The sequence below is a fragment of the Tissierella sp. genome (assembly GCF_031460495.1).
In the GTDB taxonomy this organism is placed as follows: domain Bacteria; phylum Bacillota; class Clostridia; order Tissierellales; family Tissierellaceae; genus JAVKTS01.
Genome location: NZ_JAVKTS010000008.1, coordinates 79,011 through 99,057 on the forward strand (window position 1 = coordinate 79,011; position 20,047 = coordinate 99,057).

At 32.4% G+C, this 20,047-nt stretch carries 29 protein-coding genes and 1 pseudogene; all 30 read right to left on the reverse strand.

Translation table 11 applies throughout. The annotated features are described in order from the left end of the window. Positions 1–192: 192 nt before the first annotated feature. Positions 193–672 (reverse strand): NUDIX hydrolase, encoded by a 480-nt coding sequence (locus RIN63_RS14965; protein WP_310445557.1) that lies wholly within the window; start codon positions 670–672, stop codon positions 193–195. A gap of 28 nt (positions 673–700) precedes the next feature. Next, a complete protein-coding gene (locus RIN63_RS14970) occupies positions 701–1,066 on the reverse strand; it encodes a Rid family hydrolase (protein WP_310445558.1) in 366 nt (121 codons plus the stop codon). Positions 1,067–1,160: 94 nt separating this feature from the next. Further along, positions 1,161–1,823, reverse strand: coding sequence for a signal peptidase I (gene lepB, locus RIN63_RS14975; RefSeq protein WP_310445559.1), 663 nt, complete (start codon positions 1,821–1,823; stop codon positions 1,161–1,163). A 29-nt stretch (positions 1,824–1,852) separates the two neighbouring features. After that, positions 1,853–2,749, reverse strand: coding sequence for a serine hydrolase (locus tag RIN63_RS14980; protein ID WP_310445560.1), 897 nt, complete (start codon positions 2,747–2,749; stop codon positions 1,853–1,855). Between the two features lie 207 nt (positions 2,750–2,956). Continuing rightward, positions 2,957–3,343 (reverse strand): hypothetical protein, encoded by a 387-nt coding sequence (locus RIN63_RS14985; protein WP_310445561.1) that lies wholly within the window; start codon positions 3,341–3,343, stop codon positions 2,957–2,959. A gap of 85 nt (positions 3,344–3,428) precedes the next feature. Continuing rightward, complete coding sequence (locus RIN63_RS14990; RefSeq protein WP_310445562.1) at positions 3,429–4,199, reverse strand: aminoglycoside adenylyltransferase domain-containing protein; 771 nt, start codon at positions 4,197–4,199, stop codon at positions 3,429–3,431. 280 nt (positions 4,200–4,479) lie between these two features. Continuing rightward, complete coding sequence (locus tag RIN63_RS14995; RefSeq protein ID WP_310445563.1) at positions 4,480–4,602, reverse strand: hypothetical protein; 123 nt, start codon at positions 4,600–4,602, stop codon at positions 4,480–4,482. A 279-nt stretch (positions 4,603–4,881) separates the two neighbouring features. After that, complete coding sequence (locus RIN63_RS15000; protein ID WP_399325038.1) at positions 4,882–5,421, reverse strand: GNAT family N-acetyltransferase; 540 nt, start codon at positions 5,419–5,421, stop codon at positions 4,882–4,884. 155 nt (positions 5,422–5,576) lie between these two features. Continuing rightward, a pseudogene (gene tnpC / locus RIN63_RS15395) lies at positions 5,577–6,485 on the reverse strand (IS66 family transposase); the annotation flags it as partial. 12 nt (positions 6,486–6,497) lie between these two features. Then, the gene (locus RIN63_RS15400; RefSeq protein WP_399325040.1) at positions 6,498–7,082 is read right to left on the reverse strand and encodes an IS66 family transposase zinc-finger binding domain-containing protein; all 585 of its coding nucleotides are present in this window, start codon (positions 7,080–7,082) and stop codon (positions 6,498–6,500) included. Between the two features lie 132 nt (positions 7,083–7,214). Then, positions 7,215–7,550 (reverse strand): IS66 family insertion sequence element accessory protein TnpB, encoded by a 336-nt coding sequence (gene tnpB, locus RIN63_RS15010; protein ID WP_310445565.1) that lies wholly within the window; start codon positions 7,548–7,550, stop codon positions 7,215–7,217. After that, positions 7,547–7,831, reverse strand: coding sequence for a hypothetical protein (locus tag RIN63_RS15015; RefSeq protein WP_310445566.1), 285 nt, complete (start codon positions 7,829–7,831; stop codon positions 7,547–7,549). Before RIN63_RS15015 ends, tnpB begins: the two co-directional genes overlap by 4 nt. Further along, positions 7,779–7,898 (reverse strand): IS66 family insertion sequence element accessory protein TnpA, encoded by a 120-nt coding sequence (tnpA, locus tag RIN63_RS15405; protein WP_399325052.1) that lies wholly within the window; start codon positions 7,896–7,898, stop codon positions 7,779–7,781. The genes RIN63_RS15015 and tnpA overlap by 53 nt, the downstream gene beginning before the upstream one ends. A 99-nt stretch (positions 7,899–7,997) precedes the next feature. Beyond that, positions 7,998–8,510, reverse strand: coding sequence for an AAA family ATPase (locus RIN63_RS15020; RefSeq protein ID WP_310445567.1), 513 nt, complete (start codon positions 8,508–8,510; stop codon positions 7,998–8,000). Between the two features lie 277 nt (positions 8,511–8,787). Then, positions 8,788–9,297: a hypothetical protein gene (locus RIN63_RS15025; RefSeq protein ID WP_310445568.1), complete on the reverse strand. Its 510-nt coding sequence runs from the start codon at positions 9,295–9,297 to the stop codon at positions 8,788–8,790. 95 nt (positions 9,298–9,392) lie between these two features. Beyond that, the gene (locus RIN63_RS15030) at positions 9,393–10,175 is read right to left on the reverse strand and encodes a GNAT family N-acetyltransferase (protein WP_310445569.1); all 783 of its coding nucleotides are present in this window, start codon (positions 10,173–10,175) and stop codon (positions 9,393–9,395) included. Positions 10,176–10,255: 80 nt separating this feature from the next. Then, positions 10,256–10,498, reverse strand: a complete 243-nt coding sequence (locus tag RIN63_RS15035; protein ID WP_310445570.1) for a hypothetical protein — start codon at positions 10,496–10,498, stop codon at positions 10,256–10,258. Between the two features lie 206 nt (positions 10,499–10,704). Then, complete coding sequence (locus RIN63_RS15040) at positions 10,705–11,211, reverse strand: hypothetical protein (protein ID WP_310445571.1); 507 nt, start codon at positions 11,209–11,211, stop codon at positions 10,705–10,707. Positions 11,212–11,295: 84 nt separating this feature from the next. Next, positions 11,296–12,063 (reverse strand): nucleoside phosphorylase, encoded by a 768-nt coding sequence (locus tag RIN63_RS15045; RefSeq protein ID WP_310445572.1) that lies wholly within the window; start codon positions 12,061–12,063, stop codon positions 11,296–11,298. Between the two features lie 69 nt (positions 12,064–12,132). Next, positions 12,133–12,570, reverse strand: a complete 438-nt coding sequence (locus RIN63_RS15050; protein ID WP_310445573.1) for a GNAT family N-acetyltransferase — start codon at positions 12,568–12,570, stop codon at positions 12,133–12,135. Between the two features lie 70 nt (positions 12,571–12,640). Next, positions 12,641–13,000: a nuclear transport factor 2 family protein gene (locus tag RIN63_RS15055; RefSeq protein ID WP_310445574.1), complete on the reverse strand. Its 360-nt coding sequence runs from the start codon at positions 12,998–13,000 to the stop codon at positions 12,641–12,643. Positions 13,001–13,065: 65 nt separating this feature from the next. Further along, a complete protein-coding gene (locus tag RIN63_RS15060) occupies positions 13,066–14,007 on the reverse strand; it encodes a hypothetical protein (RefSeq protein ID WP_310445575.1) in 942 nt (313 codons plus the stop codon). A 249-nt stretch (positions 14,008–14,256) separates the two neighbouring features. Beyond that, the gene (locus RIN63_RS15065) at positions 14,257–14,466 is read right to left on the reverse strand and encodes a hypothetical protein (RefSeq protein WP_310445576.1); all 210 of its coding nucleotides are present in this window, start codon (positions 14,464–14,466) and stop codon (positions 14,257–14,259) included. Between the two features lie 190 nt (positions 14,467–14,656). Then, entirely contained in the window at positions 14,657–15,352 is a 696-nt protein-coding gene (locus RIN63_RS15070; RefSeq protein ID WP_310445577.1) for a type II CAAX endopeptidase family protein, read from the reverse strand. 265 nt (positions 15,353–15,617) lie between these two features. Next, positions 15,618–16,106, reverse strand: coding sequence for a GNAT family N-acetyltransferase (locus RIN63_RS15075; protein WP_310445578.1), 489 nt, complete (start codon positions 16,104–16,106; stop codon positions 15,618–15,620). Between the two features lie 29 nt (positions 16,107–16,135). After that, positions 16,136–16,579: a GNAT family N-acetyltransferase gene (locus RIN63_RS15080; RefSeq protein ID WP_310445579.1), complete on the reverse strand. Its 444-nt coding sequence runs from the start codon at positions 16,577–16,579 to the stop codon at positions 16,136–16,138. A 54-nt stretch (positions 16,580–16,633) separates the two neighbouring features. Beyond that, positions 16,634–16,912 carry a DUF3795 domain-containing protein gene (locus tag RIN63_RS15085; RefSeq protein ID WP_310445580.1) on the reverse strand — a complete coding sequence of 93 codons (279 nt, stop codon included), beginning with the start codon at positions 16,910–16,912 and terminating at the stop codon, positions 16,634–16,636. 351 nt (positions 16,913–17,263) lie between these two features. Next, on the reverse strand, positions 17,264–17,803 hold the full coding sequence (locus tag RIN63_RS15090) for a hypothetical protein (protein WP_310445581.1): 540 nt from the start codon (positions 17,801–17,803) through the stop codon (positions 17,264–17,266). 312 nt (positions 17,804–18,115) lie between these two features. Then, positions 18,116–18,778 carry an AAA family ATPase gene (locus RIN63_RS15095; RefSeq protein ID WP_310445582.1) on the reverse strand — a complete coding sequence of 221 codons (663 nt, stop codon included), beginning with the start codon at positions 18,776–18,778 and terminating at the stop codon, positions 18,116–18,118. 228 nt (positions 18,779–19,006) lie between these two features. Then, on the reverse strand, positions 19,007–19,798 hold the full coding sequence (locus RIN63_RS15100) for a type II CAAX endopeptidase family protein (RefSeq protein ID WP_310445583.1): 792 nt from the start codon (positions 19,796–19,798) through the stop codon (positions 19,007–19,009). Positions 19,799–20,047: the final 249 nt, after the last annotated feature.

Here is a 20,047-nt window from a genome sequence, read left to right on the forward strand (position 1 = left end):
TCACTGTAATAAAGAATCATGATATACTATGCCTTGCCTTCTATATTTAAATATAATCTAGATATTCCATGATTCCTATTTTCAGGCAATACTGCTAAATGCACATTACTCCACTGAGTTCATTGGTATTATAACAAACTGTTCCTTTTTTTACAGATCTTCGCTCCAGTTGAAGTAGCATGTTACGGGACTTTATATTATCCCTTGAGTCTTAAGATAATCATATTTTAAAAGAAATTCTTCCACTATTTCTTTAATCGTAGAACTCAAATTTGATGGTATTTTATCTAATGAAAAGAAACGAACATCTCTTCCTTCACTTGGATCAATTACTATTTCCCCAGAATAGTCTTTACACAGGTATGTGGCAGTGACATTATACACTTCGTTTCCATCAGGGTATTTGTAATATAATCTCTCCCCTGAATAAACATTAAATAGTTTTAGGTTTCCACACACCAACCCTACTTCTTCAAATACTTCACGACTAGCTGTTTGCTCAAGACTTTCTCCAAGCTCCATTGCACCACCAGGCAAGCCCCACCAATCCCTATCAATACGATGATGCAATAGAATCTGATCCTTGTCATTTAACAAAATAACATTTGCTCCACACATAATTATTGGCCTTGTCCCTATTAATTTTCTTAGTTCTCCAATATAATCAGCCATACTCACACCCCCAACTATATAAATAATACTACCCCTTAAAAGCTATGGCATCCAGCTGGAATTGAAGACCATCGTCTCCGCCACGGTGAGCAAATTCAGTTTGTATTGATTTGCGAGCAGGATACTTGCCATTAAATCTTTCTTTTATTACCTTTTCCAAAATAGGTATATTCCAAATATCTCTAAACATACAATCAATCTTTACAACTGAATCTAAGGATAAACCAATTGATTTCAATCTCTCCTCTAAATGGTCAAATGCACCATTAATCTGATTCTCAATAGGTTGACCAATATTACCAACACAATAATTCATGAAAGCAAAATCCCCAGCCTCAACTATTCCTGCATGCACCCACTCCTCATTTACATCACTTCTTATAATTTCTCTCATTTAATTTTCCCCCCTTTACTTTCTCAAGCAATCACTAAGCTGAACTAACAAATGATGAATCATGGCTTGTACATTGCCATTCCTTATTCTATTGTCAGAAATCCTTACCCATCCTATTAAACGGAAAAATTTTAAATACTACCTTACCCTTTATCTCTTCCATAGATACACTTCCAAAACTTCTACTGTCATTACTTCCTCTAGGTAATCTATTATCCCCTATAACAAAAACTTCATCTTTTGGCACTATGTAATTTACTCCATATAAGAGTGATTCTGTGAATGATTTGCTTTCAACATAAGTTTCCTTAATATATTCATCATTTATGTACAGCTTTCCTTCTAGAATATTTATCTTATCTCCTGGAACTCCTATAACTCTTTTAACAAAAGCCCTACTATCGTCTTCTAATGGAGACCTAAACACCACTATATCCCCTCTGTTATATTCTTCAGTATTTAGTACAACTTTATATTTTCTTAACAATAATCTATCACCATCTTCAAGAGTTGGAGCCATAGACTCTCCACTTACAGCTGTAATACTAAAAATAAAAGTATTTATAAATATGCCTACAATTATTATAATTAACGATTCAATCCATTCCCGTTTATTAGCTTCTGCTATTTTATCTTTAACTTTAGAACTAAAATTCATATTATTTCCTCCATACCTTTTATTAATTCCTTTGTCTTGTTTTTTAGTCTTAACTCTGCTACAATCAAACTCCGATATAGGAAAATCCTTTTTTAACATTTTTTGCTTCTCCTCCTTACACATAATAATTATTCATGCAAATTTGGTAAAATATCACTCCATATTGCACGCAGAATATCTTTATGTTCGATTTCATTGTGAGAAGTAACAGTAATGACAGCGTTATAATCCATTAAAACTACACATAATTGCCCATACATTCCATCTGCTCGATAGGTGTTCGGAGGTGTGCATTTCCAAACCTGATAACCATAGCCTCCTCTAGTTTCAGCATCATCTTTAATTGATGTATCAATCCATTCAGAATGCATGCTCTTTACATAGGTAGCAGGCAATATTTGTTTATCCTTGTATACTCCATTTTGTAGTAACATTATTCCCATACGTGAAAATTCATCAGTTGTTAGATATAAACCTCCCGAACAGGATGTATGTCCATTCTGACAGGTATTCCATTGGGGATTTATAATTTCCAACACATCAAACAAGCGAGGTCTTAAGTAATCAAGCATTGTTTTGCCACTCACCTTTTCTACAATCCGGCCAAGCATGTAAGTACATAAATCCTCATAGAAAAAAATGGAACCTGCTTCATTTTCCATTTCAGTCATAAAGAAGAGTTCTGCTCTATCTTTAGAGTTATACTGATCGAAATCTTCGAATGTGTGTCCAGAGCTCATTTGCAACAAATGTTGAATAGTAATTTTTTCAGAACCTGAATAAGCGATTTTCTTATATTCCGGGAAAAAATCCAATGCATAATCCGACAGTTGGACACGACCTTCACTTTCTGCTATACCTATCCCTACTGATGCAAAAGTTTTCGACGCTGAATAAAGGTTTTCTCTATCATTGCTACGGAATCGGTGCTGTGCTAAAGTCTTTCCATTTTGATAAACATGAACACCGTATACACCAAGATTTTTTTCAATAACTGAAATACGGAAGTCCGTTAATAATCCCATTTTAACATCCCTTCTCTCTTATCAAATAAATTATTGGCAATAACTACACTAAAAAATGAATTTCTACTCATAAAAGATATGATATAAAAGAAATTTATCAGTATAGTAACATTAATTTTTACTTTTTTGAAATGGAGTATGAATACACAAATGTGACCTGTAATATAAATAATATATCACAAACATTAATTTTATAGTTTACTTTAACTAATAGCATGAAAATGGTAATAATTCTTGTATGTTAATTTTTTCTACTCCGTTTTCAGTTTCAATTAATACACCGATACTAGGTGCATACTTCATTAGTAATTGCCTACAATTGCCACATGGTGGAATCAATACGCTATTTTCCTCCTGCGACCTTACTGCAACTATAGTTTCAAATTCTCGCTCTCCTGCTGTGAGTGCTGCACCAATAGCTATATACTCAGCACATGAACCATGAATGGCATCTATGTTAACTCCAACATAGATATTTCCATTTTTACATCGTATCGCTGCACCTACAGTATGATTATAATTAACTTTATCAAAATTTTTATCTATAATACTCTTTGCAGACTCAATCAATTCCAAATCTTTATTACTAACCATAAAAGAACCCCCTCTATTAGTCTTATCTTTATTAAGTCGTAATTATTTACTTATATACATTATATAAATTGTGTGGATTATAGACCTATAGCTTTGCTACTAATATCTCTTTCTCTAATACATCAGCAAATCTCTGAATGTATTCTCCAAGTGTTTCTAACCATTTTAGGATTTCATCATCATCTTTATACTTATTAGGTTCTTCTCTAATACTTATGACCTTTTTCATAATATCAATATCTGGGACTAAATCGTTATCCAATGCCCACTTTCCAGCTTTAGTTTTAGCAATAACTCTACCTGTCCTAAGAGTATATATACATCTTGCTATATCTAAAAGCCAGCCTGCTGAATACAAACTTCTATCTGTTGTAACTGCATGTTTTCTTATTGCATCATAATGATTTATAATTGCTTTAATAATGTCCTCTTTTAATGGATATTTAAATTTATCCCTTACTTCATCACCATATAGTAAATATCCTTTTTCTATAAGTTCCATCATAGAAAAAGGGTCAAAATAATATTTATTGGTTATCCTTTGACCACTTGTGCCCCAATATACAACATTATTAGGAGTTTTGTTAATAAAATCATCAAGAGATAAGAAAGCACCTTCAAATGAGCGAAAATATGAATTACTACTATTCTCACCCAAAAGTATTTGTCTTAGGTTAAGAAGCTGATTTGCTTGTTCATCTGTAATTTCCGATTTAGTTAAGCATAGTATGTCTATATCACTCCAACCAAGTTTAAAGTCTTCAAGCACAACAGAACCATAAAGATAAATTGATGGTTTATTAGTTGCTAAAATATTTACTATCCTATTTTTCATGGTTTCAATCGAATGATTCATTTTATCTCTCCTTTAAAAGAAGTATAAATCCTTTTAATCTACTGTTAAGTCGCTAAAAACAAATAATAAGTCCTTATAAGGAACGACACTGGGGTCATTCCCTACAGTATACTATTCTACAAAATTTTCTAAATTCCTTCTTTTTCCATATATTATTTTATACACAAAAAAGAAGGTCGATAGCTTATTGATATGCTATCGACCTTGCTTTGTCTCTGTTTTATATGGGACAATACTCCTGTCCCTCTGTCCCTCCTAATTTAAAGTGCTTTTCCAAAATTTATAATGCATCTTCTATCGTTCGTTCTTCTGTTCTTACCATGGTGAAAAATCCACTATTCTCATATGCCTGATACTTTTCATAGCTGTTAATTCTTGCTAAGCAGTCCTTATAATTTTCCATTGCTCTTTCTCGATTATCTGCTTTGTTAATTTGTTTCGTAAGCGTACAATAATCTCATGGATTTAAAAGTGTCAAAAATCATGGGATAATATCTCTACAATACTTTTAATGTTTGCAACACACTTTGTCAACATTAGAACAGTAGGGAGATGATAATTTGATAACTATGAAAACATCGAAACACGAAATACATAAAGCCCAGTGGCAGGAGCTGATCAGGGAACAAAGTGAGAGTGATTTATCAAAGAAGTCCAGAGCCAGGCACCTAACTTATTAGCTTTATAATCCGAGTCTGGCACCTACTTCTGCATACTCTATATCTTTTCTTTCTGCATTCCAATTACCCCCTGTTTGTCCGTCCCATATCGCTCCTGTTTCAACGAAACCGACAGACGCAAACAACTTCCGGACGGCTTCGTTTACCATCCAATATGATGTAGCAACTGCATCGGCTTTTCCTTGTGGAAACGACTTTATGTAATCAATAACTTTCATCATTGCTTGTTTGCCAAATCCTTTGCCTTGATGCTTTTTATCAATCATAAAGCGATTAAGTCCATAAGTAGATTTATCTCCATATTTTTCACATAAAATTGAACTTTCCGCCAGTTCGTAAAATCCAATATCAACATATCCTATGACTTCATCATTGTTGCATATAGCGAAGATCATAGGAGGTTTTTCGTCGTTGAGTATCTTTACATAGGCTTTAGCCAAACAATATATGCTGGAATCCACATTTCCTTTCTGCTCGTCTGTTATGCTTAACTTCAACACTGCCTCAAAATTATCGTGGGTAATCTTTCTTAATTCAATCATTTTTCTTCCCTACTTTCGAAAATATAAATTTAAATCCATTAACGACACCAGTATAGCATAAAAAACCGGATGTTTCCACATAAAAAAATGGTCCAGTGCCAAGCGCCTAACTTATGTGGAAATGGTAATAAATACAAGAGATGTTGTGGGAAGTGCTAAATACCATAGACGTAAGCGCCCAATAATAGATGTATTGTATAATAATAGGGATTCAGACCATTGGCTTTTGCGGTTTCTACAAGTGAGTATACAGTTGCACTTGCATTGGCGCTTTCTGGGCTACCACAAAATGTCCAATTTTTTCTACCTACTGTAAATGGTCTTATACTGTTTTCAGCAATATTATTGGAAATTACACAGTTTCCATCTTGAAGATAGGTTTCTAATTTATCTTTATTATTTAAGGCATATTGAAGGGCCTTCCCAATTTTAGACTTAGGAAGTACTTTTTCATTAGTGCTTTCTACCCATGACCAAAAGGCCTCTAGGACTGGTTTTTCTTTCTCTAGACGCTTAATTTTTCTATCTTCTGGGGATAGGTGTTTAAATTTTCTTTCCCAGTCAAATAGCTGATTACAATATGCTATTCCTTTTGCTGGCAAGGTTGCTTCTGAGCTTTTCATGTCTTTAGGGAGGGCTTCCGTAAAATATCTTCTTACATGGGCCCAGCACATACAGTGATGAATATCCTCTAACTTATTATATCCTGAGAATCCATCTGTATGGAGATAGCCATTAAAGCCATTTAAGAATTCTTTAGCATTATCGCCTGACCTTCCAGGTGCATATCTAAATATTCTTATTCCCCTTTTAGCATTAGTTGAAGTAGAATATACCCACATATATGATTTTGTGGTATTTCCCTTACCCTCTTCATTTAATACTTGGACTGGAGTCTCATCTGCATGTAAGAATTTATCTTTTAATAGTTCTTCCCGTAGCTTTTCTACTACTGGATTTAACCATTCTTCTGATGTTTTTATAATCCAATTAGATAATGTTCCTCTACTTAAAGTAAAACCCATCTGTTTCCAATCTTTTTCTTGACGATATAGTGGTACTGATTGTACAAACTTTTAATACATTGTCCATGCTACACTTGAAGCTGTGGCGTAGGAATGTTGAAGTACAGGTTCCGGTGTATATGGGTTAAATATCCCTGGCCTGTTTTTTGCTTTGCATTTTCTGCATTCATATGTTTCTTGATATATGTTAACTACAGATATTTCTGCTGGTATGTATTTGATCTCTGATCTTATGAATTTCTTTCCAACTACAGAAAGTTTATTTCCATCCACTGGGCATACCTGTTGTGATTCTTCTAATTTAAATACCTGTTCTTGGCTGGGTAAATCTTTAAATAGATCCGTTCTCTTGTACCCTCTTCTAGTTCTTTTAACTGGTTCTTCAAAGGGCACTGGCTCAAGTATGGATAGATCCATCTCTTTTTCCGCTTCATTAAATAGACCTAATTCCATATCATTAATTACTTGTTGGCCATCTATGACTGAAGTCTTTTCTGTCTTTCTTCCATAGAGTTTTTTAATTAAGTAATCCATGTTTTCATTACTCTTTTTTAACTCTTCTCTAAGAGCTTCTATGGTTTTGTTTTGTGATTCAATTATATCTTGAAGTGTTCTTATTAAAGAGTCATTATTCATTGGAAGAAGTCCTTTCTTCAGTATATTTTTCTAATTTTATTATACCATTTTCAGACGACAAAAACAAGTTAAAAGATGCCTGAAACCACTAAATTTCAATAGTTTCAAGCATCTATACTATCCTCTTATTATCTATCTTTTTATGACCTTTTTCTGATCGACTGATAATCCTTCTATTAGCCATCTGAATTGTTGTGGTGTAATTTCTCTAACCTCTTCTGTAGTTCTTGGCCACTGAAATACTCCACTTTCTAACCTTTTGTAGAGAAGAAGAAATCCATCACCTTCCCATAAGAGAGCCTTCATCCTATCTCTTTTTCCTCCACAGAAAAGGAATAATGCGTTTTCAAAGGGATTTAGATTAAAATTCTGAGATACTATGGCAGAAAGACCATCTATGGATTTTCTCATATCTGTCTTACCGCAGGAAATGTATATCTGTAAATCTTCTGGAAATTTAATTTTCATAGTTTACCAATCAAGTTAAGAACAAAGCCTAATGTATTTGGATCAGCTCCATTTAGAATTTCAATTTCATTACCATTTGATCTAAGGATAGCACAAGTACCTTGCTTATTAATCTTTAGCTCAGCATGACTTGCTTTTACTTCAACAAATTGAGTTTGTCCTGTAACTGCTAAAGTTCCAGCTTTAATTAGCGATTCTTCTCTAATGACTCTTTGCCAGTAGTAGAATTTACCATGTGAAATATTTGTGCCTTCTACACCACTCTCTAATTGATAAATCACTCTCACTTTGTTCCCTGATCAGCTCCTGCCACTGGGCTTTATGTATTTCTTGTTTCGATGTTTTCATAGTTGTCAAATTATCATCTCCCTACTGTTCTAATGTTGACAAAGTGTGTTGCAAACATTAAAAGTATTGTAGAGATATTATCCATGATTTTTGACACTTTTAAATCCATGAGATTATTGTACGCTTAATTTGTTTCAATATAAATTGTTTTTCTTGATCTTGACGTTCGAAAAACCTATCTACTGACATGCTTTGCGGGCATAACATAACAGCTACATGATGATAATCTGAGATTTCCTTTAATACTTCAACTGAAATGTTAGTATCAACAAATACCTTCTTACCCTGTTCTGCTAACTGAATAAGTCTAACAATTTCTAAATCTGTAGCCTCTTCACCACAACCAATTATCCAATTATCGTATTCCTCAGGTGTCCGCCCTATAAACTCCTGCCAATCTTTCATAGTTTCAAAATATGACAAGTTAGGCTGATCAACCTTGTTAATTGCATTCATTAAATTAAAATGATAATTCACTCCACACATAATACCATCATACTTCTCAGATAAAAGTTTTACCATTGTAGACTTTCCTGCATATGCTGTTCCATTGATGAAGTACACATTTCTAAAAATATATTTTAATATATTACTCTTTATATTAATGCTCATTTAAAAACCTCCTACATATTTAAGCTTGCAGTTATATCAGATTAAGCAAACAATCTATTTGACTGCAAATAATACTCTGATATCATACTGCTCTTTAAGTTAAGTATCGAGACTTAGCGACTTCGAACTTTCTCTATAATATTTCTTTCCGATGTGGATAAGCTTCTGTTATAAGAAGTGGCGTCATCTTTTCGCTATGACACATCGCATAATATGAATAATGTGTCTAATTCTAATACTTTACCCCCTAAATTATCTCCTAAAATCATTTCATGGCTTAGAATTCTATACTTTCCAAAATGTTTTTTATTCTTTTTTCATTAGTATTGTAAAATTTTTTTTCTGCTTGTATAAGAACATATCGATATGAGTAGTCTTCACCATCATCTTTTCTATCAAAGGTTATAACCTTATAAATTGTATCTCTTTCCTCTTGAGAGTATATTTTACCTCTTGTAGTTCCGTCTACTATAAAATCATCTTCTTCATATGTTTTCTCCCAATACATATTAGGAGAAATTCCTTCGAAAATGTATATAATATTATCAATCTCACTATCCATATAAATAGTTATACCAAAGTCTGGTGTGCCATCTGGTAATCCATTGCCTTTAGAAGCCTTGTCTTCTTCTATTTCCCAATTTTGTGGGTATTCAAAACTAAAATATTGTTCCCCTGTAACATATTCATAGTGAAATGTATGTTTAGAATACTCTTCATTTTTGCAGCTTATGGTAATTAACATGAGTAATAACAACAATAAAATTAACATGCTTTTTCTTCTCATTCTATCCCCCCTCGTAATGAAGATAAATATCCTTTTGCATTCCTTTTTTTCAGTTCTGCATTAGAAAGATATTCTTCATACTGATCAAATCCTGTCTATAATTCCACAAAAATAAACGGATAATCAGCAACCTTTTCAAATTGACATGACAATGCAGTATTAGCGGAAGCTATATTGTTTTTCCAACATTCCCAGTATACAGTCAAGCCATTTTGAGCTGCTTTATTTAGAAATAGCTTTGTCATAGCTTTCGCATATCCTTGCTTTTGATATTCTTCTGACACTTCGATGCCTATTGCTATTGCATCTTTACTTGGATACTCACTGGTGCAAAAACCTGATACTTTATTGTTAATAACAAGAGTGTAGCCAATGCCTCGGTTAAAGAAATCTTCCATATCGTTATATGTTCCTGTCCCAATTATTTCATCGGTTATCATATCAAGGTTATTTGTAGTAGAAGTTATAAGTTCAGGTGTTATTTCTTCAATATTATCATAACTTGATTGCCTGTCTATATGAGTAGGCTTGATACTGTACAGGCTTCTTTCATATTGATAACATCTATTAGGAAATAATCCCATTATAGAATTCATCCAATCTTCATTTGGATAAAGCATAAAAAATATACTTTTTCTGTCTCGTATATCATCTGTTAATATTTTATTGGACAAGAAGTCTAAACATTCCTTTGTTAGATTCCCTCCAAAAAACAACAGATGCTTTAATGATATTATGCAAGTATTTGGATTAATATCATCGTCAACAAAAATCCTTCCAAGTCTAGGATTCTCTAAAAGAGTATCAATCATATATTGGAGATCTGTATAATTAAAGAATTTCCTTGTTTCTAAATTAAGTCTTGTTATTTGTTTCATTTAACTACTCCTTTTTTAAAAATTATGCAAAAATACACCAACTAACGCCGAATTTATCAATAAAGCTAACCATACAAGAACTATAAAAACATGGTCCCAAAGGAACCAAAATGTAAGCAGAATTGCATAGTATTACCAGTTATACTTTTTTCTTCTCCCAATTCTGACAGTGCTAATATTTGTCCAAACACATCTAATTCAGCATGCATATAACTTCCATCATCATTTGTATATTCCCTTATCACTTTAGCATCAGAAGCTTTTTGATACAGTTTAACTGCATCATCGACCTTAACATATCTAATCCCTCCAAAAAAATTCAAACTTTTTTGCAAAATAATATAATACTGATACTACTAATTTATAAAAATCAATATCACTCTTTACTTAAGGGCTCCTATATAAACAATGGTGAAAATCTATTTGTCTCTATGTATTTCATAAGTTGTTTATTTATATAGGGAATATAATTTATCTTTTCTAAATCTAGAATAGAACCCATTTTGCTTCACTTGATATATTTAGATTATCAGCTTCCAATTACATAAGGTCTTCTATCTATTATATAATTAATATGTCCTACATTTTTCTTGAATCCTACAGATTCAAAAAACTCCTTTTCAACTTCTTCAAAAACTATTGCTGATACAAAAAATGCACCCATCCTATTTAACTCCGTTATGATTGCTTCTCCAAGTTGTTTCCCTACTGTAAATTCATCTTTCTCAATAATTGACCCATTATCATATTCTAAACCTTTTCCTTGCAGTTCTAAGGACAGACAGAATTCAACTATTTCAGCAACTAAACCGTCAAACATTGCCCGTGCTATTCCTACTAGCTTACCCTCTAGATAAGCTCCTACTATTAAACTACTATGTTGCAATACTCTTGAAGCAATCTCTTTTCCATAACCCTTCTCACATATATCATTATTTTCGTAAAATTCATAGAGCTCTTTAGGTGTAACATTAGGGTTTATCTTAATTTCTATTTTCTTAATCTTATTGCTTAAATCTCCAATATGATCAGCCATAATCGCACTTCCAACTATGTAAATTATCTGAAATCCTTACCAATCTTATTAAAAGGAAAAATTCTACTTACTTCCTCGATACTACTATAGCTCTAAACAAATTGTCATGGATAAATCAACTAGATTAATCCTAAGATCTTCTAAGCTATTCCATTTTCTAGAATCCCATTCAATACCACTTAAATCATCGCCACCATAAAGCAATTGTCCTAGGATCACATTTCTAAATTTAGCTACTGCAAAGAAAGCTGCAGCTTCCATTTCAACTGTCACGCACCCCTCAGAAACACGCAAAGCAATTTTCTCTTCTGTTTCACGATAAAATGCATCAGTAGTCCATGTTTTAGCTTTAATAAATGGTATTTGATTGATTTCCAAATAATCTGTGATACATTTTAGAGCCTGTTTATTACATTCAACTTCTCTAGAAGGCTCTAAATAATGATATGATAGACCTTCATCCCTAATTGCTGAATCTGGAACAATCAAATGCCCTACTTGAATATCTTTCTTTAATACACCTGCACCACCACATACGATGAATTTCTTAAATCCCATAGCAATTAATTCTTCAAGTTGTCCACCAGAACCAGCTGCCCCCAAATAACCTTGCACAATCCCAATGGCTTTTCCATTAAATTCTGTCTCATATATAGGCAATACAACTGTAGCTGTAAAGAACTCAGCAACCTTTTTCAATCTTCCTTCATCTAACATTCTCTTAATTACATCACCAAAGAATGTAATTACACAATACTCTGGAACATCTCTTTTTTTTATGACATTAGAAGGCTCAATTTTAGCTCTTAAGCTAGAATCAAACTCCAATATAGGATAATCCTTTTTTAACATTTTTGCTCTCCCCCTTTTCTTCAATCTGCATATACTTAAAATTATTTATAGAGATTTATATGTTTTTCTTTACAATTGGATTACCATTACTTCCTCATCCCACATTATTTCACCTGTTTTATTAAATCCTAGACCTTCATATAACTTTTGTGCAACTATGTTTTCAGGTTCAATGCTTGTATAAAATTGAATTTTCTCATATTCTTTTCTTATTAAATCTAATAGCTTTATTATGGAACATTTACCATAGCCTTTACCTTGAAATTTTTGATCGATCATCAATCTGCACATTTCCATCCTTTTTGTATCTGGATCCAACCCATACATTAAAAAGCCAACCATTATTTCTCCATCATAAACACATAATGGATAAAGTTTGTCTTCAAATTCGGCCTGTAATATGGAGTACCAATTTGAAGCAACATAATCTTCTTGTTCCTCTGATACAGTTAACTCAACGCATTCTTCCCAATTTTCTTTATCTACTTCCTTAAAAATTATTTCCATTTATATCTCCTCAAATTTATTTTAGATTTCATTTATTACTATTTATAAACTAATCAGACTTGAATAATATTTATTTTATAGGCTTTCCAATCTCTTTATCTAATCTCCATTGTGGAGCAACTCCATCATCTCCCCAATATTCGTTAAGAGATATGATTTTATCGTTTTCAAATTCAAAAAATGAAGTTGCATGGAAGGAAGCACTATTATCTGACAACCAAACCCTTGTAACTGTAATCCCTAAATTCCCTACTAATTCTATTCTTTCAACCTCACCACACCAATCTCCTGGATACTCGCAATTTGCTCTAATATATTCTTCAGTCAAAAATTGTTCATTTGCATTATGCCAGTAAATAGTAGCATTAGGTAAAAAATAATTCTTTAATTTGCTTGCATTTTGATTGGCAACATCTTGCCAGAAATCCAAAATTATTTGCTTTCTATTCAAGTTAAGCACCACCTATTCTATAAATTTTAATTACTTCATACTTACTATGGTTCAACTTCCATAATTCCAAACTTTTTACTGATTAAATCTATAATAATTACATGATTATCGTAAAAAATAGCATTTCCCAGCAAGCCATCAGCTTGAATTGATTTGAAATTAAAATTCTCCAATCCAGATGGCTCATAAAAAATCAATGGTTTTTCTATAGTTACATCTCCAATTTCCCAATCACTCTCTGATCTAGCTCCTTTAAGTTGTACTATATCTCCCCATGCGGGAATCTCCAGTAATTTCATATCTTTAGCACTTTTTATTTTAGTTAGGCTAGTCCAAATCTCTTTAGTTGCAATAATGTCAAAGATACTGGAACCAGTATCATAAATTAAGGATAAATCTTTACCACCAATTTTAGAAGTTAAATATATTTTTTCATTTTTATATTTCATATCTAAAAAGCCACTATTTTTTTTAATATCCCTTGGAATATCATTTTGATCATTAAGTATAGCAAACTTTTCTTCCGAAAAATCTATAATAAGTATCCTGTTTTTAAAAAAATCAATACCCAGGCTTCCAATCAATTTATATTCAGCCACCTTTAATTCCTCTAAGGTAGGACCATAATCTTGTAATAACCCAAAATCCTCATTTGTAAATTCATAGTTTGACAATATTCCATCTATAGATATTATAGATGGTCTTTTATCTTTCTCTTTTTTTACTCTATGACTCGGCTCTATATCATGAAACGAATTCCCATATAAAACTGACAAAGCTCCCGTGTCCAATTGCAAGTAATAATCTTCCTCTATACCATTAAATTTAAAAGGAACCAATATTGCAGCTTTATTATAATATTCCTCTCCAATTGTACTTCCCGCCCATACAAACTCATTCCATTCTATTTTTTGGGTGGGTCCACTAGCTTGTAACAAAAATAAAATAAGGATAAATATCACTATAAATAAAATATACTTTTTCATTATCATACATCCCCCTATTCCCCCGAATCTCTCCTTATCGAATAATCCAAAACAGATGCCTAATCTGCTACAACAAAGACTTGATTTATAAGAAGTGCATCGTAAGTAATTAGTAAAGATTTGAGATATCATCCCTACAAAAGAAAATTACGAATTTTATAATAAATTTAGTTTCACATAGATATACTGCTACGACTCATTTGATAAATTATACGCAATAGTTACACTACAAATTGGAATTTGTCAACATTATCTTTTTACTTCAACAATCTCAATAAACAAACCAATTATAGCTAAAATGATGAATATTGCGGCAAAAAAATAATCAGTTCCACGCATACAACCAATAACCGTACTTATTGAACCAGGCTGAACTTTGTTCACGCTAGCAATCATCAACCCTACAAATCCAATCACACCACTTAAAAGCATAGATGCTCCTAAAATCATCTTTTTCATACTATCCATCTCCCTATTACAAATTTTATCCATAATTTTTCATTATAACTTCATTCTTTCAAACTCCCATTTATTGGTATGATAATCAATTGTTATTCCGCAATTTTAATGTTGAACATAAATCTACTTATACGACATATGCCTAATCTTCATCTTTAATGTCAAAGATTATAGCCTTATAATTATACCTTTATAAAAGTGCTACCCATAACTCAATCATTCCATCATACAGGCCATGAGCAATCACCAATGACAGTAGTGTACAATTTCTAATTTTTTCACGAAAAATGCAAAACAGGAAGCCAATAAATGAAGTCCCAATAACTTGCATCAGATTACCATTGAAGATATGAAATAGTCCAAACAGTATTGAGGATACAATAATAGCAAACCAACGAGAATCCTTAACTTCAAGCAACTTATGAAAAATATAGCCTCTAAATACAAATTCCTCTGCTAGTGCCACACCAATTATCGAATATACAAAATCATAAGCAAACTGCCATGGTTTAGAATATGAAGTGCTTCCCACCATTTCTTTGAACCCTAAGAGAATAGGAACTATAGTCAAAATTAGTGACATCAAAAGTGCGAAAATGACGCCTATCAGAATCTGATGTGAAATATTCTCTGTTTTCATCCCAAAGTCACTAAGTTTATCTTTATTTACCATTATCAAAGTGGCTGGTACCAACATAATGATCCATTGACTAAGAATCATCAATATCATTCGCACTCCAATTGGAAATTGCATCAGCAGATACCTATTGAACATAATTACTCCAAATATAGTAATAAAAACACCTATAATTGCAACTATGAGTTGAACAATGCTATTGGATGACTTTGATACAAGTTCTAAATCCTCAATATCTCTTTTATCCATAATGATTACCTCCATAAATTTTTGACTTATTTTATTATTAATAAATACTTTTTATATTCTCTCTCAACCTTAAATATAGGTAATAAGTCCTTATAAGGAACGACACAGGGCTCATTCCCTACAGTATACTATTCTACAAAACTTTCTAAATTCCTTCTTTTTCCATATATTATTTTAAGTATAAAAAATAAGGTAGATAGCTTATTGATGATATGCTATCTACCTTATTTATTCTCTATTTTATATGGGACAAGACTCCTGTCCCTCAGTTAGTTCTAAATCTTTGGATTGATCCCTTCCAATTTTCTTTATGAATTTCCTCAAAATCTCCTTGAGTAAAATCTTGTATAACTTTCCGCCAGAAAACTTGAGCAGGTTTGTTTTCTTTTAACTGAGCAACTTCCCATAATCCCGGAAATAAATTAAACATATGAAAAGCCACTTTCTTTCCTACACCTTGCCCGCGATATTTCTTCATTACGAAAAATTCTGCAATTGAATAGGAGTAATCATTTAAATCATCTACATAATAACGCCGTATTAGTACAAATCCTACAATTTTCCCCTCAATATAAAACATGAAAGGATGTCTTCCTTCTTCAGTCCAATAATAATCCAAATATTTATAACCATATAATCCATGTGAGTCAATATCGAATGGACCAAATTCTGTAAAATCATATATATAAAGCTCTAAAAGATTTCTTAAAACTGACTTTTGATCTATAGAAACTTCTTGTATCACGATATCCATTTTTATCCTCTCCAATCAATTATTACATATTATAAACTTATGACATATTGACAAGTTTTTTTTTGCCCTGTTTTAAACATCTCATGCCATGATGGAACATCAATAATTCCTAATAATTTAGCACCGCTATATTCACAGGTCTTTCTTGATGCAATATTTTCTGGAGAGCATGTTATAATAACATCTTCCATCCTATGCTTCTTTGCTAATATAAATAATAGCTTGCAAGCCTTTGAGGCATAATTATTTCCCCTGAAATGTTCATAAATTTCATATCCAATATTCCCACCAATTTTTATGTTATCATTATGACCAACTCGTAAATCACATTCACCAACTATGGTATCATCAAAGCGTCTTATAATTTTAAAATAATAAGCAGGTACATATCCCTTCTCCTTATTTTCATCGGCAGTTTTATATAGACTTAAGTAAATTTCTTGATTTTTTAAATCAGTTGTATCAAAAAACAAGTTTACACCCCCAAAATATTGCTAATCACTAAGACACATAATTTAACCTATTATTCATTCCATGTTGTTTTCGCTGTCCCTTTGTAACCTTTTCCACTTTAGCCACCTTAAATCTAATACAGTTGCTTTTTCCCTTGTCATTATTTGATCACAAGGAAAATTCTTGCACAAACCACAATAGTCAATTTTTTGGTTATCCACACAATCAAATGTATAGCAATCCCCTTTTGCATGTGATTTCCTACATCCTGTACAATTACCTTTTGAGTAAGTAGGACAACTTCCACAATAAAAGCCACATTTTCCAATCAAATTATTTACTTTTTCATTCATGAATTATCTCCACCTTATAAAAATATATTTGACACATTATCTAACAAACATGAAATTTAGAATCATTATTAAACACAACCCGAATAAATACTCTGTTATCACCATGTCACATAATGTTTAGCACTCAAGAGGTTCCTGAACCAGCCCCCAAAGGAATACCCCTTAGCAGCGCTTGCGCCAGTGAAGGAATGTGCTTTGATTCTCCGAAGACCTGACCCCTATTTGCCAAAGTGAACTTGAGTACTTTGTTATATGCAGCTTGAGCGGCTGTAGTTTGTACTCAGTCTAATAAAGGTAACTTCGAATTTCTTCACATTATAGGAAAAGTTTAATAAATATTGTACTAACATCCTAAAGTTTTAATATTTGTTCAATAATTTGATTTGCAATATTATCAACATTAAGTTCGCCATCAACAATAAAATCCGAATTGGGTTTTATCGTTTTTATTGATTCTAAATAAGCAATTCTACCATGGGAGAGATAGTAATTTAGCTCATTTTTTAATGCCTCTAATGGTTGGCTTATATTGTCCCTTAAAATGCGTCTTGCCATGGCAATGTCCAATGGTGTATCTATGTAAATTGCATAGTCAATATATGATGTAATCTTATCATTTTTGTATGCAAATGGATAATCAAGCAGTATGTAATCATAATTGTTTTGAGTTATCAACGACTCTATATCTAAAGCTAACTTTTCTAAACTCCACGCATTATAATCCGCACCATTTTGAACCCATTCAAAAAAGTCATTAGGACATTCCTCAAAATCATAATCATCAAAATAAATAGCCTTTGATAAAGATAATCTTCTCTTTAACTCATTTATCACTGTTGTTTTCCCACCACCTGAAACAGCAGCAATTGAAATAACTTTAGCTTTGTTCAAAAGAACACCCCCTCAAATTCAAAATTGTAAATTTCTCTTTTATGCACCTCTAAATCAACAAACTTTCTACTATAACTCTTTATCAATAAAGTTTCGTATAAAGTCTCTATGTTCACGATGTTGCTGAGCTGGACCCTAATGCTAGACCGTCTTGGCGGTGGTCACACTCCGTGAAGTGATGTAGTCTGACTTGCCTAAGACCCTTGCATGAATATGTTGTTATCTGTAGGAGTAATATAACGCTCCATGGCTTTCTAAAACACTTATTTTTATCAATCTTCCCTTAATTTGCTGGAACTTATTGCTGGTTACTTATAATTTAAAGTGATTTTCCAAAATTGTTAATGCATCTTCTATCGTTCGTTCTTTTGTTCTTACCATGGTAAAAAATCCACTATTCTCATATGCCTGATACTTTTCATAACTGTTAATTCTTTCTAAGCAGGCCTTATAATTTTCCATTGCTCTTTCTGGATTATCTGCCTTGTTAATCTGTTTCAATATGAATTGTTTCTCTTCATCTTGACGTTCAAAGAACCTATCTACTGACATGCTTTGCGGGCATAACATAACAGCTACATGATGATAATCTGAGATTTCCTTTAATACTTCAACTGAAATGTTAGTATCAACAAATACCTTCTTACCCTGTTCTGCTAACTGAATAAGTCTAACAATTTCTAAATCTGTAGCCTCTTCACCACAACCAATTATCCAATTATCGTATTCCTCAGGTGTCCGCCCTATAAACTCCTGCCAATCTTTCATAGTTTCAAAATATGACAAATTAGGCTGATCAACTTTGTTAATTGTATTCATTAAATTAAAATGATAATTCTCCCCACACATAACACCATCATACTTCTCAGATAAAAGTTTTACCATTGTAGACTTTCCTGCATATGCTGTTCCGTTGATGAAGTACACATTTCTAAAAATATATTTTAATATATTACTCTTTATACTAATGCTCATTTAAAAACCTCCTACATATTTAAGCCTGCAGTTATGTCAAGTTAAATAAATAATCTATTTCACCGCAAATAATACTCTGAAATTATATTGCTCTTTAAGATAATGTATCGAGGCTTAGCCACATCGCACTTTCTCTATACTATTTCTTTCCGATGTGGATAAGATTCTGTTATAAGAAGTGGTGGCATCTTTTCGCTATAATACTTCACATGATATAAATGATATGAATTATTGTGTAATAGTACTATTCTTATTTCTAAGATTATTTTTCCGCATCATAAATAAAGCAACCAACACCAGTGCTATTGCTGTTATAGCACCTGTCTCTCCTACAAAGTAAGTACTCTTCTCTCCAATAGTTAATGGGGAGAAAATAACTTGATCAAAATAATTATGACTTGCGTGAAGAATAATAGCCGGCCATACACTTTTAGAGTTTAAACGAATAATCGCCATAATTGCAGTAATAGCAATAACCTCAATAGTAAATATTGACAACTGATACCACAATGGTGTTCCAGGATTGTATAAGCCTGCAATCATTAGAGGGAAATGCCATACCGCCCATATTAAGCCACTGATTATAACTGCAGTTTTTACATTCCATATTTCAGACATTTTAGGAAGTAAAAAACCTCGCCATCCAATTTCTTCTCCTGTCGCTGTGACAATTGATGAAATAAACAGCACAAGCAACATTCCAGCTGAGTTTGTCTGTATTTGACCAGTCATTACATCCCGATTTACAATCCAATATAATCCATAGGATAATCCTATATATATAACAGGAACAAATAATCCAATTAATAGGTAAGTAATTTTACATGGATTCCACCCAAGAAGTTTTTCTTTACGATAATATATTCTCTGTATGATGAATGCTGATATAGCAGGGCACCACATCAATATTGCTGTCATACCAGCTGCATCATCTCCTCCTATTATCCTAATGTAGTAACAAATTCCACTTAACACAAATGTAATAATTAAAAATAATCTAATCGCCTTTTTATCTTTCATTTTTCCCGTCCCCCTAACTTATTATATTAGTATTATCTGTCATAAAAACACTATTTTACTTCGCGCTTTTCTACAATTGTGCAAGATCTCAGCTTTATTCAAAACAAACCTCTATGAGCAACCCCGATATCGCCATTTCTTCTAACGTTTTGCATACAAGAAGACATTGAGGGGTTACATAGCTCCTATGTCCCCGAAAAGGTTAGCTGAACAACCCATGATTCATTACTACCCTTGTATGCGTGTTAT

Bases quoted from the DNA above. Each gene is read 5' to 3' on its own strand.
- RIN63_RS15075 (WP_310445578.1), bottom strand. From the start codon at position 16,106: ATGGATATCGTGATACAAGAAGTTTCTATAGATCAAAAGTCAGTTTTA.
- RIN63_RS15070 (WP_310445577.1), bottom strand. From the start codon at position 15,352: ATGGATAAAAGAGATATTGAGGATTTAGAACTTGTATCAAAGTCATCC.
- RIN63_RS15060 (WP_310445575.1), bottom strand. From the start codon at position 14,007: ATGAAAAAGTATATTTTATTTATAGTGATATTTATCCTTATTTTATTT.
- RIN63_RS14970 (WP_310445558.1), bottom strand. From the start codon at position 1,066: ATGAGAGAAATTATAAGAAGTGATGTAAATGAGGAGTGGGTGCATGCA.
- RIN63_RS15040 (WP_310445571.1), bottom strand. From the start codon at position 11,211: ATGGCTGATCATATTGGAGATTTAAGCAATAAGATTAAGAAAATAGAA.
- RIN63_RS15085 (WP_310445580.1), bottom strand. From the start codon at position 16,912: ATGAATGAAAAAGTAAATAATTTGATTGGAAAATGTGGCTTTTATTGT.
- tnpB (WP_310445565.1), bottom strand. From the start codon at position 7,550: ATGAAAATTAAATTTCCAGAAGATTTACAGATATACATTTCCTGCGGT.
- RIN63_RS15000 (WP_399325038.1), bottom strand. From the start codon at position 5,421: ATGATTGAATTAAGAAAGATTACCCACGATAATTTTGAGGCAGTGTTG.
- RIN63_RS15045 (WP_310445572.1), bottom strand. From the start codon at position 12,063: ATGTTAAAAAAGGATTATCCTATATTGGAGTTTGATTCTAGCTTAAGA.
- lepB (WP_310445559.1), bottom strand. From the start codon at position 1,823: ATGTTAAAAAAGGATTTTCCTATATCGGAGTTTGATTGTAGCAGAGTT.
- RIN63_RS15050 (WP_310445573.1), bottom strand. From the start codon at position 12,570: ATGGAAATAATTTTTAAGGAAGTAGATAAAGAAAATTGGGAAGAATGC.
- tnpA (WP_399325052.1), bottom strand. From the start codon at position 7,898: ATGAAAACATCGAAACAAGAAATACATAAAGCCCAGTGGCAGGAGCTG.
- RIN63_RS15020 (WP_310445567.1), bottom strand. From the start codon at position 8,510: ATGAGCATTAATATAAAGAGTAATATATTAAAATATATTTTTAGAAAT.
- RIN63_RS15025 (WP_310445568.1), bottom strand. From the start codon at position 9,297: ATGAGAAGAAAAAGCATGTTAATTTTATTGTTGTTATTACTCATGTTA.
- RIN63_RS15400 (WP_399325040.1), bottom strand. From the start codon at position 7,082: ATGAATAATGACTCTTTAATAAGAACACTTCAAGATATAATTGAATCA.
- RIN63_RS15095 (WP_310445582.1), bottom strand. From the start codon at position 18,778: ATGAGCATTAGTATAAAGAGTAATATATTAAAATATATTTTTAGAAAT.
- RIN63_RS14965 (WP_310445557.1), bottom strand. From the start codon at position 672: ATGGCTGATTATATTGGAGAACTAAGAAAATTAATAGGGACAAGGCCA.
- RIN63_RS14995 (WP_310445563.1), bottom strand. From the start codon at position 4,602: ATGGAAAATTATAAGGACTGCTTAGCAAGAATTAACAGCTATGAAAAG.
- RIN63_RS15100 (WP_310445583.1), bottom strand. From the start codon at position 19,798: ATGAAAGATAAAAAGGCGATTAGATTATTTTTAATTATTACATTTGTG.
- RIN63_RS14985 (WP_310445561.1), bottom strand. From the start codon at position 3,343: ATGGTTAGTAATAAAGATTTGGAATTGATTGAGTCTGCAAAGAGTATT.
- RIN63_RS15065 (WP_310445576.1), bottom strand. From the start codon at position 14,466: ATGAAAAAGATGATTTTAGGAGCATCTATGCTTTTAAGTGGTGTGATT.
- RIN63_RS14990 (WP_310445562.1), bottom strand. From the start codon at position 4,199: ATGAATCATTCGATTGAAACCATGAAAAATAGGATAGTAAATATTTTA.
- RIN63_RS15030 (WP_310445569.1), bottom strand. From the start codon at position 10,175: ATGAAACAAATAACAAGACTTAATTTAGAAACAAGGAAATTCTTTAAT.
- RIN63_RS14980 (WP_310445560.1), bottom strand. From the start codon at position 2,749: ATGGGATTATTAACGGACTTCCGTATTTCAGTTATTGAAAAAAATCTT.